Below are 18,907 nucleotides of genomic sequence, written 5' to 3' on the forward strand. Positions count from 1 at the left end.
TTTGTCCCTAAATCAGGATAGCTCAGGACTCTATTTTTGTAAGTTTTAGAGAACTTTATCAGGTAACACATAATAAAGTAAAATTTTAGAATAGCTATGAAAAAAAAATCTTTTAAATCATTATTACTTTTCGGTTTTACGCTTTTTTCACTTTTTTTAACAGCACAACCAACACTAGAATTAGAGATTTATATTACCAATGAAGTGATGTATTTTAACGGTACTAAAAACCAGAATAGTACAAATCAAGATGTTAATACGGCTTACGATTATGCTTATGGGCCTGCGTTAACACCACATGGTGATTGTGTTAAAACGTACGGGAAATTTGTGTTTTTAACTTGGTATCGTGGTGGTAAGGATGATAGGCATGTGATGCTTTCGAGATATAATACCGAAACACAGGTGATTAAAACAATTGAGTTTCCGCACCAGCATACGGGGTTTAATGGTAAGTGGTGGATTGGTGAAACGCATAATACCATAGCTGTAGGTATTTGTCCTAAGGATGAAACCATCCACATGGTATATGATATGCACAGGAATGGTAATGTGGCGGCTTTTGCAAATGACTACTTGAGATATTCTTATACTACCGCTAATGCGGCTACAGTACCAGATGAGCAGTTTACAATCGATTTGTTTGTACAATCGCCTAATAGCAATTATAAGCATTTGGCCTTTCCGGGTATAAATAATGTTACTGTGACTAAACTATTAACGTATCCAGCATTTTTTACAAATGACAAAGGTGATTTGTTTATGAAAAACAGGTTTGGTTACTCTGAAAACGGAAGATTTTTGTTTGCCAAATATGATGGTAAGGATTGGGAAGGCTATACTGATTTTAACAGGTCTAATGCTAGTAGTCATGGTAATCCTTATAATTGGGGGTTGTATGGTGATATTAAATATGTAAACGGAAAAATACGAATTGGCTTTCAGCAAAGAGCCAATATAAGAAATGATAAATACCAATACCAAAATGGTTTTTATTATGCGTATTCTGATGACCCAAGTGGATTGACACAATGGAAAGACCATGAAGGCACTGGGTTTACAAGACCTATGGCGGTTTCGGATTTAATTAAAATTTCTGAACCGGGTGATTTGGTTGAGACGACCCAAACCGATAAAGTCCACATGGTGTCAGGTTTTGACTGGACGGTAACGGATAATGAAGATGTACATTTTATAGGAAAAGTAAAAGATAACGAGAATAACGTTACCAAATATGTGCATACCTACAAGCCATCAGGGGCTACAAATTTTATTACGTCTACAGAATTTTCTGGAGCTGAAGCTATATATGCTGCAGGTGATAATGTATACCTCATAGGGTTAAACGCATCAGGAAGACCTTTTATAGAAGAAGCCCCAGGAGGTACAAACTTATTTACAAGAGTATATGAAGCTACTTCAGGAAAGCGATTTAGAAAAGGGCAGGTTTATATTCATGAGGGCATATTGTATTACTATTTATTAGAGAATAATTCATCCGATAATGACGATACCCAGCCTACTTATTTACAAATTATAGATTTAAATATTGTTACAGGACCTCAGCCTTTCGCTATTAATTTATTAACACCAAGTGATAACGATTCTTTTGAAGAAGAAGAAACGGTGCAGTTATATGCAAATGCTACTGCCGATACAGGAGAGATAGCTAAAGTAGCCTTTTGGATTGATGGATCATTATTTGGTGAAGATACCTCAAAACCTTATTTACTAGACTGGACGGCTCAAGGTGTTGGTAGCCATGCTGTTCAAGCTATAGCGCATAAAGATACAGGTGAAACCATTTCGACAGCGGCTATTACAATTGAAGTGACCGAAGTTGACCATTCAGATTTAACTGGAGATGTTTATAGGTTGAGAAATGTAGCTACAGGAAAATTTTTAACCGATTCAGGAGCAAGTGCAATTGAAGTAAGTATGAGTGATTCAGGTGACGCACAAAACACACATTGGACCTTTGTTGAAAGTGGCGCGTATTTTAATATCGATAGTGAAACTTTTGGTATACTTCGAGCTCCAGGTTCTGGTTTTGATAACGGAAATAAGCCCTATTTTGTTGTAAGTACAGGTAAAGCTTCACCAGCAGATGATACTGATAAGGTTTGGACAATTCATTATAACGAATTGGATGATACGTTTAGATTTGAATCTAAGGACAACGACCGATATTTATATCATGGTGCAGATGGTAATGTAACCAACATTACTATCGATGCCATGAATGCAGAAGAATTAAATAGGACCAAATGGGAAGCTATATCAACAAGTGAGGCTTTAAGTGTGTCTAATTCAGAACTACAATCATCTTCAATTATAATATTTCCAAATCCTGCGGAAGATAAATTTACCATTTCATTTAAGAATATAAGCAATGTCAAGACTATAGAAATTTATAATATACTTGGAAAGCTTGTGTATCAAAAAGCTCCAAAAGATAATATTATAGAAGTAAAAAACTCAGGTTTTAAAAGTGGTGTTTATTTAGTTAAAGCTTTTTCTGATGACAACCAGGTATTTCATTCTAAGTTGGTTGTAAAGTAGGTCATGCTAAAACTGAACAAATAAAACTTTAAAATTATGCAAAGAAAATAGGTTTAACCTTGTGTTTTTATATCATAAAAGTGAAATATAAAACTCATAAATTATATTAGTTGTATAAAGTTGTTCGATCATTAGTCTTATTATTGTGAGTAATAATGTGTTTTAACGATTAATTGGCTTGTTTACCATAAAATCAGGATAGCTCAGGATTAAAATTCTTAGTTTTAATAGCATTTTATTAATCCATATTAAAAAATAGTGATGCAAAACATACCTTTTAGATATCTTTTATTTTCCATTTTAACGCTATTTTCACTTGTTTTAGCGGGGCAAACTGCACCTGATGAGGATACAAATACGGACTTAAGTTGTCCCGCTTCCGATGAATTTAGAAATGCAACTAGAACTTCATCGGATTTACCAAACCCTGTAAATGTAGGAACTATTGACGACAGGAGTTGTTATGCAGATTATTCAGAAAGTGATGTTTATGGAAAAACTTGGGGAGTATATAATATTACTGATGGTTCTAACCACTTTCCAGAATCATTACAACCTCGAATAGAACGCTCGTTAACTAGGTCTCAAACAACTGGAGCGGGCAGTTATGCAAGATTTACAGGAACTGTTAGAATTCTTGAAGTTGGTTCTGTTTCTGGAGGAGGTTCTTTAAGTCAAGATGGTAGTTATATTATGCAAGCTAAAGGGAAGCATACTGGCGGTGGTGGTTCTCCAGATCCTGCCATTTGTTTGTACTTGGCTTTACCAATATATGGTTCTGGAGCTAACAGCAATACACAGGTGTCTTTTGATATTTACAGAGAGCAAATTGTTAATAGAGAAGGACAAAGAGATATAGTTTTTCTAACCAATATAGCCAAAGATACGCCTACTGCTATTGAACTTGAAGTTGGTTTTAGAGAAGACCCTAGCAATCCTTCAAAAAGAATACATTATGCCGATGCTGTTATTGGTGGTCAAGTGTTTAATTGGGACATTCCAGAACCAGAAAGAGGGATACAATCTGGCGTTAGATATGGCGCATATAGAGTTAAAGGTGGTAGAGCACAAATTAGATGGGCAGATACAACATACGATATGGCAGAGGTGGAAGGGGAACCTTTTGAAAATGATGATCCAGATTTAACTGAAGGGGTGTACAGTTTAAAAAATGTTGCTACTGGCCAATTCTTAACCGATGCAGGACTACCCGCTACACCAGTTAATATGAGTGATTCAGATGAAGCACAAAACACGCATTGGTCTTTTGTTAATACTGGCCCATTTTTTAATATTGATAGTGAAACTTTAGGGATATTACGTGCGCCAGGTTCAGGCGGACCAGGAGGTCCGTATGTAATTCTAAGTACAGAAAGACCTTCGCCAGAAAGTACAAGCGATAAAATTTGGATTATTCATTATAATGAAGCCGATGATACGTTTAGGTTTGAATCTGGTAGTGGTAGATTCCTATATCATGATACAAATGGAACTGTAACCCATTTTGTTGTTTCAGAAAGCGACAGCAGAAGTAAATGGAGAGCTATTTTAAAAACTGAGTCATTGAGTATTTCACATCCAAAAAATCAATCTGCATCAATAAAAGTATACCCTAATCCAGCAAAAGCAAATTTTTCAATAGCTTTAAAAAATATTGCTGGGGTAAAGAATATTGAAATCTATAATATGCTAGGGAAACGCGTGTATGTAAAAGCAACATCAGGTAGTTTTTTAGTAGTAAATAATGTTGGGTTTAAGACTGGGGTTTATTTAATTAAAGTTTTTTCTTTAGATAATAAGGTTTTTTATTCTAAGTTGATCGTCAAATAAATCGGCAGTAAAATTTTGTAAAGAAGTCTTGTCTTTATATCTATGGTAAACTTTATTAAGTATTTAATACCTAAAAGCAGGATAGTTCAGGACGGATTTTGATTTTGGTTTAAATAATTTTACTAAATTGATGAATATCAGTTAAACTAAACTAAAAATAGCTATGAAAAAAATCACTTATAAATCCTTATTACTTTTCGTCTTAGTACTATGCTCACATGGCATAACAGCGCAAGACGCTCCACCTTCTGATGACATTTTTAGATTCAGAAATGTGGAAACAGGACAATTCTTAACAGATACAGGAACAAGTGCAACGGCAGTTACTATGACAGCTGGTGATTCGGAAAACTCACGGTTTACTTTTGTAGAAAGTGGAGCATTTTATAATATTGATAGTGAAGTTTTAGGAATTTTACGTGCACCAGGTTCTGGTGGCCCGGGAGGAGCTTATGTAGTTGTTAGTACAACAAAAGCCTCGCCAGCAACTGATGGTGATAAAGTATGGACAATACAGCATAACCAAACAGATGATACATACAGATTTCAATCAGGAACAAGTGGGCGATTTATGTACCATGATGCAAATGGAACCGTAACACATGTTGTAGTTGCAGATACGGATGATAGAAGTAATTGGGAACTTGTACCCTTTGTAGAAGTTCCGGTAGAGATAGCTCCAGATGAAGATACAAGTTTAGATCTAACTTGTCCAGCTTCTGGTGAATTCGAAAACAATAGTACCAGAAATGTAGATATATCAAACCCTGTTAATGTTGGAACTGCAGATGATAGAAGTTGCTATTCAGATTATTCAGAAAGTACCGTTTATGGAAAAACTTGGGGCGTTTATAACATTACTGATGGTTCTAATCATTGGGATGGAGCAACGTTGCAACCAAGAATAGAGCGTTCTTTATCAAGATCAGGAGAAACTGGTGTTGGGAGTTTTGCAAGATTCACAGGGGTTGTTAGAATCCTTGAAGTAGGAGATGGAGGGTCTTTTGGACAAAATGGAAGCTATTTAATACAAGCTAAAGGAAAACATACTGGTGGAGGTGGATCTTCAGACCCTGCTATTTGTTTGTATCGAGCACATCCTGTTTATGGTGAAGGTATTAATGCAGACAAGCAAGTGGCGTTTGATATTTATGCCGAGCGTATCTTAGAACGTGGTGGAGAAGGTAGTGGTAGAGAAGTTGTTTTTCTAAAAAGAGTAAACAAAAATGAAGAAGTTGACTTTGAGTTAGAGATAGGTTTTAGAGAAGATCCAAATGATGCTACTAAGAAAATTCATTATTGCGATGCCGTAATTGGAGGAGAAGCTTTTAATTATAATATTCCTGATCCAGACAGAGGGCTTGAATCTGGTATTAGATATGGTGCATATAGAGTTAGAGGCGGAAGAGCACAAATAAGATGGGCTAATACAACTTACCAAAAGGAAGAAGTTGCGGATTCAGGTGATGATATACCAGCAGGTTTTTATAAATTAAAAAATGTCGAAACAGGCAAGTATTTAATGTCATCAGGTTCTACAATTATAGCTAGTGATTCTGGAGATGGCTCAGATAAAGAATGGCAATTTGTAAGTGTTCCTGGAACTAGTTATTATAATATTGATAGCCAAGTTAGGGGTATTATAAGATTTACAGGCACTTCAGATTTAGTTAGTACAAATTTTTCGCCACCAAGAGAGGATAATGATAAGATGTGGACTATTATTGATAACGGAGACGGTAGCTATAGTTTCGAGACCCGTAATCTGGGTAAATATTTATACCATGCCGCAGATGATAGCATGGTGCATTCTGCTAATACAGATGACAGAAGTAAATGGATTTTAGAATCTACAACTTTAAGTCTTTTAGAAGCAGAACTAAAAACTGCTGCAGTAAAAATATACCCTAACCCTGCTCACGACAGGTTTACAATTGCATTTAAAAATATAAGCAATTTAAAAGGTGTAGAGATTTACAATGTTTTAGGTAAACTCGTTTATCAAAGTGAGTTAAATGGAAGTAATTTGGAGGTTGAAAGTGTTAATTTTAAATCAGGTGTTTATTTGGTAAAAGCCATAGCAGGTGATAATAACGTTTATCATACAAAACTGGTTATCAAATAAAATATTTATATTCAATTATATAAAAGCCAGAGTAATGTGTCTCTGGCTTTTATATTTTAAAAAAAACAGGATAAAACAGGATAGTTAATTAAGATGGTCTTCTTAATTTCAACGTGTATCAAAATATTAATATATAAATGAAACGTCGCAACTTTATACAATTATCGACTTTGGCTGGTGTTGGCTTGTCATTACCAATATCAGGATTTCTTAACTCTTGCGTAAGTCACCCAGAACATTCCATCGAATTTAAAAACTTAATTTCTGAATTATTAAAAGATTGGAGTGATGGTATGTTAAAAGTACAAATCAATAATCCATCAAATTTAGACGAACATGGTGCATTAGGTTGTCCTTCTTGTTCTCATATTCACGGACGATGTATGGATGCCGTATATCCATTTTTATATATGGCAGACCTAACAGGCGATGATAAATATATTGAAGGCGCTAAGTTAGTCATGACTTGGGCAGAAAATAATGTCTCTCAAGAAAGTGGTGCTTGGACTGTAATTAAAAACCCGAAATCTTGGAAAGGGATTACCGTTTTTGGAGCGATTGCTTTAGCAGAAGCTTTGCATTATCACGGACATGTTTTAGATGAAGCAACTCGCAAAGCCTGGACAGTTCGTTTGGAAAAAGCAGGACAGTATATTTATGATACGTTTACCATAGACTTTACTAATATTAATTATCCAGGTACAGCTGTTTATGGTTTAAATTTAATTGGTAATGTTTTAAATAGAGACGATTTTAAAGCGAAGAGTAAAACATTAGCGTCTCAAGTAAAATCATATTTTACAGCAAATGAAGGGTTACTATTCGGAGAATGTAAAAAGAGTTCTAGTAAGCTAAGTGAAAAAGGTTTACACGGTGTAGATTTAGGATATAATGTTGAAGAAACTTTGAATAGTTTAGTCATGTATGCGCTAAAAGAAAAAGATGAAGAGCTGCTGCAAATCTTAACAAAATCATTAAATAGTCACTTAGAGTTTATGTTACCAGATGGTGCATGGGATAACAGTTGGGGTAACCGCATGTATAAATGGAGTTACTGGGGAAGTCGCACCTGCGATGGTAGCCAACCAGCTTTCGGAATGATGGCACATATCAATCCGGCTTTTGGAACAGCGGCTGTAAAAAACACAGAATTATTAGAGCGTTGTACTGCCGATGGATTAATTCATGGAGGACCTGGGTTTATTGAGGCAGGAATACCACCTTGTGTGCATCATACATTTACACACGCAAAACCATTAGCAGCTTTATTAGATCATTGGGATCATCTACCAGAAATAAATGCAAATACAAGTTTACCTAGAGCAACAGCAGATGGTGTAAAACACTTTAAAGATTTAGATGTATTTCTTTTTGCACGTGGAGATTGGAGAGGAACTGTAAGTGCTTACGATGCAGAATATCATTATAAATATGATTTTCGTCAAGCATCAGGTGGTGCTTTAGGTGTTTTATTTCATAACAAAGTAGGGCTTTTATGTGCTGCTAGTATGGCAGAGTATCATTTGGTAGAAAAAAACAATCAGCAGGCTCAACCCGGAAAAGATATGTGCTTAACGCCACGCATAGAAACTTTTAAAGATGAGGTTTGGTATACAAATTTATACGATTTACCAGCAACGATTGCTACTAAAGATGAAAACGGGACTATTGAATTACGAGCTGATGTAAAATTGAAAAATATTAATAGAGAGGGAGTTACAGGAACTGCATCTGCATTTATTATTGGTTACAATTGTACTGCTGATAAAACTGAAATTAAAGTAAATACAAAACAAGATGTTACAGCGCAAACGGCTTTTGTATTACCAATTGTCTCGCCAAATAACGAAGTCGTTACTCATGTTTCTGATACAGAAATCACAATTCAAAAACCAGAAGGATTGGTAACTATAAAAGCTAATGTACCTTTAAAAATCAAAGATATTTCTGGAAGTAGAACCTTTAATATGGTGCCAGGAGTTGAAGCTATTCCTATCGAAGCATTTTTTGATACTGAGAAAAAGCAAGGTTTAGAGCTTTCTATTGTAGTCAGCTAAGCTGCTTATCTACTGGTTATGTGTTATAAAAATTAAATATTATTAAAATAATGATGAAAATAAAACTACTATTTCTTTTTACCACAATTTTTACTTTTAATTGCTATTCTCAAATTTCTTTTGAAAATGGATATTACATTGATAACAATAATCAAAAAATTAATTGTCTAATTAAAAATCTTGATTGGGGAAATAATCCAACTGAATTCAAATATAAACTATCAGGAAATAGCGAAATAAATAAAAAAACAATAAAATCGGTTAAAGAATTTGGGATTCATAACGCTTTAAAATATGTAAGAAGTTTTGTAAAAATTGATAGGTCTAGTAACAAATCTAATGAATTAGATACTGAAAGAAAGGCTAAATTTCAAGAGGAAGAACTCTTTTTAAAAGTATTAGTAGAAGGAAAATCTATTTTGTATAGTTATGTTGACGGTAGTTTAACAAGATATTTTTACAGTATCGAAAAATCTAATATCAAGCAATTAGTGTTTAAAAATTATATAACTCCTGAATATAAAATTAAGGCAAATAATAGATTTAAAAATCAACTATGGATTGATTTAAAATGCGCTGATATCAAAAAGAATAAAATAGAAAAATTAAAGTACAGAAAATCAGATTTGGTCAATTTTTTTGTAGCTTATAACAGCTGTAATAATCAAGAATACATCAACTTTGAACAAAAGGAAAAAAACGATTTATTTAATTTGACTATCAGGCCTCGGTTAAATAACGCTTCATTAGTATCTAATTATAGAAATACTAATATTAAAAACGAGCTAGGTTTAGGTTTTGGAATAGAAGCAGAATTTATTCTTCCTTTTAATAAAAATAAATGGTCAGTTATATTTGAGCCCACTTATCAAAGTTTTATAGTAAAAAAATCAACTGATGGAAGTTTAGGAGATGTAATTGTTAATTATAGTTCTATTGAACTCCATTCTGGTGTAAGACATTACTCCTTTATAAATGATAAGTCGAAAATTTTTATCAATGCTTCTTTAATTTATGATTCAAGTTTAAATGATTCACAAATTAATTCATTGAATATTACAACAGCATATAATATGGCTTTTGGTTTAGGTTACAATTATAATGATAAATACAGCATAGAGTTAAGGCATCAAACACCTAGACATGTGTTAAGTTCTTATTCAAATTGGAATGCAGATTATAAAACAATATCAATAATATTTGGATATTCTTTATTCTAAAATAACAACATATAACACAGTATAAAATTTATTGATTGTTTTTGGTAATTTACGAAAGTTCTCGCGAACTTTCTATCTGTGATTTGTTTGCTAATTTTAGTATAAAAAACATGCAATAAACCTTATATAAATCGGTATATTTTTAGGCTTTAAAATACTAATTTGTTACATTAATATATAAAGATGAAATTATTCAAATTACTACTGTTTGTCTTGGTAATATTCATAATTAGTTGTGAATCAAATTCAGAAGTTGCACTTATAGACCTTAGATGTGAATATCGCACTAACCCATTAGGAATTGATAATACATTGCCAAGATTCAGTTGGAAACTTATTGATGCTAGAAAAACAAGAGGTCAGAAACAAAAGGCTTTTCAGGTTTTAGTTGCAAGTAGTTTAGATAATTTAAACAAAAATATCGGAGACGTTTGGGATTCTGGTAAAATTGAAACTAATCAATCCGTAAACAATGTATTTAAAGGTGAGAATTTAGATTCTGCAAAACAGTATTTCTGGAAAGTAAAGGTTTGGGATAAAGATAGCAATGTTTCCAACTGGAGCGAACCTGCTAAGTTTTCAATGGGTTTATTAAAACAAGAGGACTGGAAAGGCGAATGGATTTATAAAAAATATCAAAATAAAAAAGACCATAATTGGTATCGAAAGAATTTTTCTTTGGATGATAATCCAAACTCTGCATTTATACATGTAGCGTCTTTTGGTTATCATGAAGTTTATGTAAACGGAAAAAAGGTAAGTAATGCCGTTATGAATCCCGTGTATTCTTTCGTTAAAAAGCGATTACCGTATTTAACTTATGATATTAAAGAACATCTTAAAAAAGGAGATAATGTAATCGGTATTTGGCATGCCGCAGGATGGGCGCGTTGGGGAAGAGTGAAAGCGTATTACGACGCTCCGTTTGTTTTCAAAGCGCAGGCAGATATCAAATTTACTAATGGTAATTTGATATTAAAGACTGATGATTCTTGGAAGTGTAAAAAGAGTTATAGCTCATATTTGGGACCATGGGATATTTTGGATTTTGGAGGTGAAATTATTGATGAACGTCTAAGAGAAGATAATTGGAATGAAGCTGACTATGACGATAGTGAATGGGAAAATGCTGTTGTTTTTGATAATAACAAAGCTGAAGAAGTTGGTATTTCCAATGTTAATTTAGGCCCTAAAGGCGCTATTGTTGTGCCAAGCACAGATGCCAACCCACCAACAAGTAAAATTACAGCAACTCTAAGTGCTCAAATGGTTGAGCCACAAGTAAAGTACAAAGAAATAAACCCAATAGACGTTCAAAAAGATAACAAAGGAAACTATGTGGTTGATATGGGCGAAAATTATACGGGATATTTTGAAATGAATTTGCATAACGGCAAGGAAGGTGATACGGTTACATTTGAAATTGCAGACCATAAAGAAGTTACAGCCTCTTGGGAGCAAAAAAGTAAATACATTTTTGATGAGTCAGGAACAGGATACTTTACCAACCGTTTTAATTTAGCAGGAGGTCGTTGGGTAACCATTAACGGTATCAATTACAAACCCCAATTAAAAGACATTAAAGGCTATGTCATTACCAACAATAGAAAACAAATCAGTCAGTTTAAAAGTTCTAGTGAACTATTAAATAAAATCTATCAAGTCAATTTAAATACCTACATCGCTAATACTATTGATGGTATTTTGGTGGATTGCCCTCATCGTGAACGTCGTGGCTGGGGAGAAGTAACCGTGGCTGCCATGTATGGTGATGCATTACCAAATTTTGAAAGCGGTGCGTATATGGCGCAATACGCCCAATTTATGCAAGATGCACAAGCGGAAAATGGTAAAATGCGCGCCGTAATTAATGGTGACGATTTTGAGTTTTTAATGTGGATGGCAAATAGCCCCATAACCATTTGGGAAACGTATAGAATGTTAGGCGATAAAAAATTGCTCGAAAACCACTACCCTATACTACAAAAATGGATGCATTGGTTATACGAACACTCTAATTACGAAACAGGTGGTGCACTTAAAATTGGAACACGAGGCTCCTTAGAATTTCCGGGTTTGGGAGATTGGTGTACCCCTAGAGGTAATTTTTGGACCTCTAGTAATTCACCAGAATCCGCACATTTTAACAATTGTGTGTATGCGTTTATGTTAGAAAGTGCGTTACATATAGCAGAAACATTAGATAAAACAGAAGATGTAACCATTTACAAAAAGCGTTTGGACGTACAACGAAAAGCAACGCATAAAAACTTATATGATGCTCGTACAGGAAAATATGGCAAAGGACATCAAGTTAATCAAGCATTTGCATTAATTTCTGGAGTTACCCCAGAAGCAGAAAAACAAAAGGTTTATAATAATTTGGTAGACCAAGTATTATATAAATTTCCGTATTACGATACAGGAAGCTCAGGACAGGCATTATACGCACGCTACTTTACCGAATATGGAGAGCGTATGGATTTAATTTATGAGTTGCTTAAAGATAAGCGTCACCCAAGTTATGGCTACTTTATAGAACAGGGTAAAACGGTTTGGCCAGAGCGATGGTCTGCTATTGGGAACAGCCAAATTCATACCTGTTATACCGGTATTGGGGGCTATTTTATAAAAGGGTTTGCAGGGATTCGTCCAGATCCTAAAAAATTAGGAATGCAACATTTTGTAGTAAAGCCATCACCTGTGGGCGATTTAAAGTTTGCCAATACAAGCTACCAATCTATGTATGGTAATATAAAAGTGAATTGGGAAAAAGATGCAGAAAGCGCAAGGTTTACTATAGAAGTTCCTGTAAATACAACTGCAAAACTATACATTCCAGCGCAAGATAGTAAAGAGGTTTTTGAAAGCGAAACTATTGCTGAAAAAACTGAGGGTATTAAATATTTAGGCACAGAAAAAAGTGATGCTATTGGTAATTATATTATCTATCAAGTAGGTTCTGGTTCTTACGATTTTAAAGTGAATAAACTCCCTGAAGTAAATTACCCAGACCCATTAAATAAACCAGATAATTTAGCATTGGTTGGGCGTATGAACGCCTCTTCAATGACTATTCAATCTGAAAAACTACCCGTTTTTGAAGCATTTAGAGCGAATGATGAAAATCTAGAAACACATTGGAAAGCAAGAGCTACATCAAATGAATGGATAGAAATAGAGTGGTTTAAACCACAAACCTTTAATACGATTTTACTTCAAGAAGAAGGACGTAATATTTCAAATTATACACTTCAATACTTTGAAAATGGTAAATGGAAAGATATTGCAAGTGGAACTTCTTGTGGAGCTAATAAAACTCATGAATTTAAAGAAATTACTGCATCAAAATGTAGGTTATTAATAGCAAACGCAAAGAAAAAACCAATGATTTCTGAATTTCAAATACTTTATGTTAAATAAAAATATTTTAATTTTTAAAACCTAACGAAATACAATTATGATTAGTCTAAAAATGAATTTCCAGAAAACGATACTTTTAAGCTTATTATTTTTTTGTTCTTTAATGTATGGCCTTGATGTTAAAGATTTAAAATGTAATAATCAGTTAAATCCATCAGGTATAGCAGATGCACATCCTTCTTTTAGTTGGACATATATTGGTGATGATAAAAGTCCTAATCAAGGTGGTTATCGCATTATGATGGCTACATCAATAGAGAAACTGAAATACCCAGACATTTGGGATACTGGACCAACCAGCACATCAGAAACAGGACCATTTAAATATTGTGGAGAGCCCTTAAAGTCGGGTCAGCGAATTTATTGGAAGGTAACTGTTTGGGGTAACAATCGTGGAGTTGCACATAGTGAACCTTCTTGGTTTGAAATGGGGGAAATTCAAAACCCAGAAAAACCATTTCAACCACATATTTTTACAAAATCAAACGACATTGTAGAAATTACTTTAGATAAAAATGATTCAGGTCGAGTTTTTGAGGGTATTGGAGGAGTAAGTGCAGGTGCTTCTACAGATTTATTATATGACTATGAAGACCCTGTTAGAAGTCAAATACTAGATTATTTATTTAAACCTAAATTCGGTGCAGGTTTTCAGCATTTAAAAGTAGAAATGGGTGGAGGTGAAAATTCAACTTGTGGATCGGAGCCATCGCATGCTATTACTCGAAAAGAATTAAAAAATCCAGTATCAAGGGGCTACGAATATTGGTTAATGAAAGAAGCTAAAAACAGAAATCCAGAAGTTATTCTGGAATATTTACCGTGGAGTTTTCCGGGGTATTTAAAGCCAAATATTTACACACAAGAATCTGCAGAATATTTTGTTAGTTTTCTAGATGTAGCAAAAAAACAATGGGATTTAGATATTGACTGGGTAGCTGCTGCAGAGAATGAGAATTATACAAATCGGGATTGGTTAGTCAATCAAGTTCGTCCTTTATTAGACAACAGGGGATATAAAAATGTAAAAATTCAAGGGCCAGATGATAATAGTGGAGATTGGAAAATATTCGATGAATTTGAGAACGATAAAGCTTTTGATACTATTGTTGAGGCAGTAGGTTATCATTATGTAACAGGTCGTGAGTTTACCGAAAATATGGTAGATGGTCGTGGTAGACCAACCACAGAAAAAGCTAAAAATACTGGTAAACCGTTATGGGCTAGCGAAGACTGGAGCTGGACAGGAAAAGACTGGGGAGGTGCAGGTGCTTTGAATTTAGCACGTGTTTACAACAAATTTTACATCCGAGATAGAATTACCAAAACATTAATTTGGGCACCAATAGGCTCAATTTATAAATCGGTAACTTGGGATAAAGCAGGCGCTATGAAGGCAAATAGTCCTTGGAGTGGCTACTACGAAGTTTGGCCAACAATTTGGGCTACAGCACATACTACTCAGTTTGCTGAGCCTGATAATTGGGAGTACCTAGATAATGCTTGTGGTCTTTTTGATAAAAGCACCTATAAAGGAAGTTGTGTTACTTTAAAAGATAAAAATAGTACGAATTGGAGTATGATTATTTGTACTGAAAAGCAAGAAGAAGTAGAGATTAAAATTGGCGAAGGTTTTTCTACAGATATCATTAACGTTTGGAAATCTAACGAAAATGAGCAGTTTGTTAAACAACAAAGTATTGTTTCAAAAGATGGGATAGTCAAAATTTCACTAGATGCACAAAGTATTTACTCATTAACAACCACTACTGGTCAGCAAAAAGGAGCTTATAAAATTCCTGAAGAAAAGCCCTTTCCGTTTCCGTATTACGAAGACTATGAAGATCGAAAATCTGGAGATTTACCTAAATATCATTCAGATCAAACTGGTAGTTTTGAAATCGCTTTAAAAGAAGATGGCACACAATGTTTAAAACAAATTGTACCGGAACAAGGTTATGATTGGATGCGCGTTTATAGACGTTCCAATATTAAACCAAACACTTTAGTTGGTGATGTAAATTGGAAAAATTATACGTGTAGTGTAGATGTTTTTATTGATGGAGGTGATGTAGAATTAGGAGGTCATATAAAAGGGAGTTACTTAAAAGGTTATCGTTTTCAATTAGCAAAGACTGGTCATTGGAAGCTTATTTTTAACAAACAAATCCTTAAAAAAGGTGTTATTTCAAATTTTGATGGAAGTAAATGGCACAACCTTCAACTTAAGTTTCAAAATAAAAATATAGAAGCTTTTGTTGATAGAGATTCGTTAGTAAATATAACACACAAGCAGACTGCGGGTTACACTATGTTGGCAAGTTCTTACGATGAGAACCTTTTTGACAATTTAAAGATAACCCACTAGTTAGATAGAAATAATTGATATATGATATATACACTTTAAAATAGTTCTAAATTTAAAAGAATGAAAAATAGATTATTGTTAACCTTAAGTTTGATTTTGACTATATGTGCGATGAGTAGTTGCGAAACATCAACAAACATTACACCATTAGATTTACGTTGCGAATACCGCTTAAACCCTTTAGGAATTGATAATGCAAGCCCAAGGTTGAGCTGGAAGTTGGAAGGAGATGCAAAGGTTAGAGGACAAAAGCAAACTGCATATCAAATACTCGTTGCAAGTAGTTTAGAAGCTATTAAAGGCGATAAAGGTGATGTTTGGGATTCAGGAAAGCAGGATTCAAATCAATCTGTAAATAATACTTATAAAGGTAGCGAATTAGAATCTGCAAAACAGTATTTCTGGAAAGTAAAGGTTTGGGATAAAGATGGGAATGCATCAAACTGGAGTGATTATGGGAAGTTCTCTGTGGGATTATTAAAGCAATCGGATTGGAAAGGGGATTGGATTTTAAAATCAGATCAGAAAAAGACAGACCATAACTGGTATAGAAAAAACGTAAAACTTTCTGACGAGGCAACATCAGCATTTGTATTTGTAGGCTCTTTTGGATATCACGAACTGTATGTAAATGGAGAAAAAATTACAGATAATGTGGCAAATCCTGTGTCTTCTTATATGAAAAAAAGAATTCCTTATCTAACATATGATATCGCTGATAAACTAAAAAAAGGAGACAATGTTATTGCCATTTGGCACGCTGCAGGTTGGGCAAGATGGAAACGAATAAGAGAATATAGAATGGTGCCTTTTGTGTTTAAAGCTCAAGCCGAAATTGTATCAGGAGGAGAGCAAATCACTCTAAAAACAGATACCAGTTGGAAAACCAAAAAAAGCCATTCAGAATATTATGGAGACTGGGACATTCTACGTTTTGGAGGAGAAACAATTGATGATAGCAAACGCGAAGATGATTGGAATACCCCTGAATACGATGATAGTAACTGGATGAACGCAAGTGTTTACAATCACGAAGAATTGAACGCGAAAATTCCAGAAGGCAATAATATCAGTTTTGCATTAAATAGCAGAAAAGATAGAGAAGTACGCGCATTATATAGTCCTATAAAAGCAAAGTTAAGCGCTCAAATGGTAGAGCCTCAAGTAAAATTTAAAGAAATAAAAGCCATTGGAGTTGATAAAATGGATAACGGAACCTATCGTATTGATATGGGCGAAAATTATACAGGATTCTTTGAAATGGACTTGTATAAAGGGAAGGAAGGCGATTCTATCCTGTTTGAAATAAGCGATCAAACCGAACGCATCATGAATTGGAGTCAAAAAAGCAAATACATTTTCGGTAAATCAGGAAAAGGAAAATTCCAAAACCGATTTAATGTTGCTGGTGGTAGATGGATTACGGTTTATGGTTTGAATTACGAACCTAAAATTGAAGATGCAAAAGGATATGTAGTAACGAATAATCGTAAACAAATCAGCAAGTTTGAATCTTCAAGTGCGCAATTGAATCAAATTTATCAAATCAATTTAAATACCTATTTAGCCAATACTATGGATGGTATTTTGGTAGATTGTCCACATCGTGAAAGACGAGGTTGGGGAGAAGTAACTGTAGCTGCTATGTATGGAGATGCTTTGCCAAATTTTGAAAGTGGGGCGTATATGGATCAATATCTTCAATATACTAGAGATGCACAGTTAGCAGATGGACAAACTAGAGCCGTATTAAATGAAGAAGATCGTCCGTTTTTAATGTGGAAAGCCAACAATCCATTAACCGTTTGGGAAACCTACAGGATGTTAGGTGATAAAAAAGTGCTAGAAGACAATTACAAATCGATGCAAAAATGGATGACTTGGTTGTATGAGCATTCTAATTCTAATACGGGTGGCGCTTTAATAATTGGAGAACAAGGAAAAAGAGAAATGCCAGGTTTAGGAGATTGGTGCACGCCACGTGGTAATTTCTGGACCAGTAGTAATTCTCCAGACGCAGCACATTTTAACAATTGTTTGTACGCTTTTATGTTAGAAAATGCGATGCATATTGCAGAGGAGTTAAACAAAACTGAAGATGCTAAAATCTATAAAGACAGACTAAAAATTCAGCAGGAAGCAACCCATAAACTATCTTACAATTCAGAAACAGGTAAGTATTTAAAGGGGTATCAGGTGGATCAAGCGTTTGCCTTAGTATCTGGTGTGACACCAGACTCTGAAATAGAAAAAGTAGAAGCCAGTTTAACAGATAATGTCTTATATAAATTTCCGTATTACGATACAGGAAGCTCTGGACAAGCTTTATATACCCGTTATTTTACAGAATCTGGAGAGCGTATGGATTTAATTTATGAATTGTTGAAAGATAAACATCATCCAAGTTATGGGTATTTTTTAGAGCAAGGAAAAACCGTATGGCCAGAACGTTGGTCTGCTATAGGAAATAGCCAAATCCATACCTGTTATACAGGAATTGGTGGCTATTTTATAAAAGGTTTTGGAGGTATTCGCCCAAACCCAGAACAATTGGGTATGCAAAACATGATTATTAAACCAGCACCTGTTGGCGATTTGACATTTGCAAATACCGAATATGAATCTATGTATGGAAATGTGGTGGTTAACTGGAAAAAAGAAGGGAAAGGCGCTACATTTCATATTGAAGTTCCTGTAAATACAAGTGCAAAAGTGTATTTGCCAGCAACAAATAAAGATGGTATACAAGAAGGTGGTGTTTTAGCTGAAAATGTCGAAAACATGACTTTTGTGGGAACAGAAAAAAGTAAAGCAGTTGGTAATTATATCATCTACAATGTAACATCTGGAGTTTACAATTTTAAGATATATGAAATGCCTAAAACACAATTTCCAGAGCCGTTAGAGGATTTAAAAAATCTAGCTAAATTAGGAAGAATGAACGCCTCATCTATGTTTATTAAAACAGAAAAACTACCCGTTTTTGAAGCTTTTAGAGCAAATGATGAAGATGAAGAAACACGTTGGTTGGCTACAGAAACTAAAAATCAATATCTAGAAGTAGAATGGATAAAACCTCAAACGTTTAATCAAGTTATTGTTGATGAATACGAGAGCAACATTTTATCCTATAAACTGCAATATTGGAAAAATGGCGCATGGAAAGATATTGTAAAAGGAGCAGGATGTGGCGCAAATAAAACACATCAATTTGACACCATTGAATCTACAAAATGTAGGCTATTTATTGTGGATGCTAAACAAGCACCATCAATAAAGGAGTTAAAAATTTTGTTCAATAAAGCGTAAGCAACAAGTATTC

At 34.2% G+C, this 18,907-nt stretch carries 8 protein-coding genes; all 8 read left to right on the forward strand.

Annotated elements, in window-relative coordinates; translation table 11 throughout:
• The first annotated feature begins 96 nt into the window (after positions 1 to 96).
• Positions 97 to 2,562, forward strand: coding sequence for a BNR-4 repeat-containing protein (locus SJY43_RS10125; protein ID WP_396600619.1), 2,466 nt, complete (start codon positions 97 to 99; stop codon positions 2,560 to 2,562).
• Positions 2,563 to 2,823: 261 nt separating this feature from the next.
• Complete coding sequence (locus SJY43_RS10130; RefSeq protein ID WP_396600620.1) at positions 2,824 to 4,392, forward strand: T9SS type A sorting domain-containing protein; 1,569 nt, start codon at positions 2,824 to 2,826, stop codon at positions 4,390 to 4,392.
• A 163-nt stretch (positions 4,393 to 4,555) separates the two neighbouring features.
• Complete coding sequence (locus SJY43_RS10135) at positions 4,556 to 6,517, forward strand: T9SS type A sorting domain-containing protein (protein ID WP_396600621.1); 1,962 nt, start codon at positions 4,556 to 4,558, stop codon at positions 6,515 to 6,517.
• 137 nt (positions 6,518 to 6,654) lie between these two features.
• Positions 6,655 to 8,574 (forward strand): hypothetical protein, encoded by a 1,920-nt coding sequence (locus SJY43_RS10140; protein ID WP_396600622.1) that lies wholly within the window; start codon positions 6,655 to 6,657, stop codon positions 8,572 to 8,574.
• A gap of 50 nt (positions 8,575 to 8,624) precedes the next feature.
• Complete coding sequence (locus tag SJY43_RS10145; RefSeq protein ID WP_396600623.1) at positions 8,625 to 9,794, forward strand: tRNA modification GTPase; 1,170 nt, start codon at positions 8,625 to 8,627, stop codon at positions 9,792 to 9,794.
• A gap of 183 nt (positions 9,795 to 9,977) precedes the next feature.
• Positions 9,978 to 13,217 (forward strand): family 78 glycoside hydrolase catalytic domain, encoded by a 3,240-nt coding sequence (locus tag SJY43_RS10150; RefSeq protein ID WP_396600624.1) that lies wholly within the window; start codon positions 9,978 to 9,980, stop codon positions 13,215 to 13,217.
• A 37-nt stretch (positions 13,218 to 13,254) separates the two neighbouring features.
• The gene (locus tag SJY43_RS10155) at positions 13,255 to 15,585 is read left to right on the forward strand and encodes a hypothetical protein (protein ID WP_396600625.1); all 2,331 of its coding nucleotides are present in this window, start codon (positions 13,255 to 13,257) and stop codon (positions 15,583 to 15,585) included.
• A gap of 60 nt (positions 15,586 to 15,645) precedes the next feature.
• Entirely contained in the window at positions 15,646 to 18,894 is a 3,249-nt protein-coding gene (locus SJY43_RS10160) for a family 78 glycoside hydrolase catalytic domain (protein ID WP_396600626.1), read from the forward strand.
• Positions 18,895 to 18,907 lie beyond the last annotated feature (13 nt).

It is taken from the genome of Algibacter sp. R77976 (assembly GCF_044594645.1).
Classification (GTDB): Bacteria; Bacteroidota; Bacteroidia; order Flavobacteriales; family Flavobacteriaceae; genus Algibacter_B.

Excerpts from the sequence above, each read along its gene's own strand:
- SJY43_RS10150 (WP_396600624.1), top strand. The coding sequence starts at position 9,978 with ATGAAATTATTCAAATTACTACTGTTTGTCTTGGTAATATTCATAATT.
- SJY43_RS10145 (WP_396600623.1), top strand. The coding sequence starts at position 8,625 with ATGATGAAAATAAAACTACTATTTCTTTTTACCACAATTTTTACTTTT.
- SJY43_RS10160 (WP_396600626.1), top strand. The coding sequence starts at position 15,646 with ATGAAAAATAGATTATTGTTAACCTTAAGTTTGATTTTGACTATATGT.
- SJY43_RS10130 (WP_396600620.1), top strand. The coding sequence starts at position 2,824 with ATGCAAAACATACCTTTTAGATATCTTTTATTTTCCATTTTAACGCTA.
- SJY43_RS10155 (WP_396600625.1), top strand. The coding sequence starts at position 13,255 with ATGATTAGTCTAAAAATGAATTTCCAGAAAACGATACTTTTAAGCTTA.
- SJY43_RS10125 (WP_396600619.1), top strand. The coding sequence starts at position 97 with ATGAAAAAAAAATCTTTTAAATCATTATTACTTTTCGGTTTTACGCTT.
- SJY43_RS10135 (WP_396600621.1), top strand. The coding sequence starts at position 4,556 with ATGAAAAAAATCACTTATAAATCCTTATTACTTTTCGTCTTAGTACTA.
- SJY43_RS10140 (WP_396600622.1), top strand. The coding sequence starts at position 6,655 with ATGAAACGTCGCAACTTTATACAATTATCGACTTTGGCTGGTGTTGGC.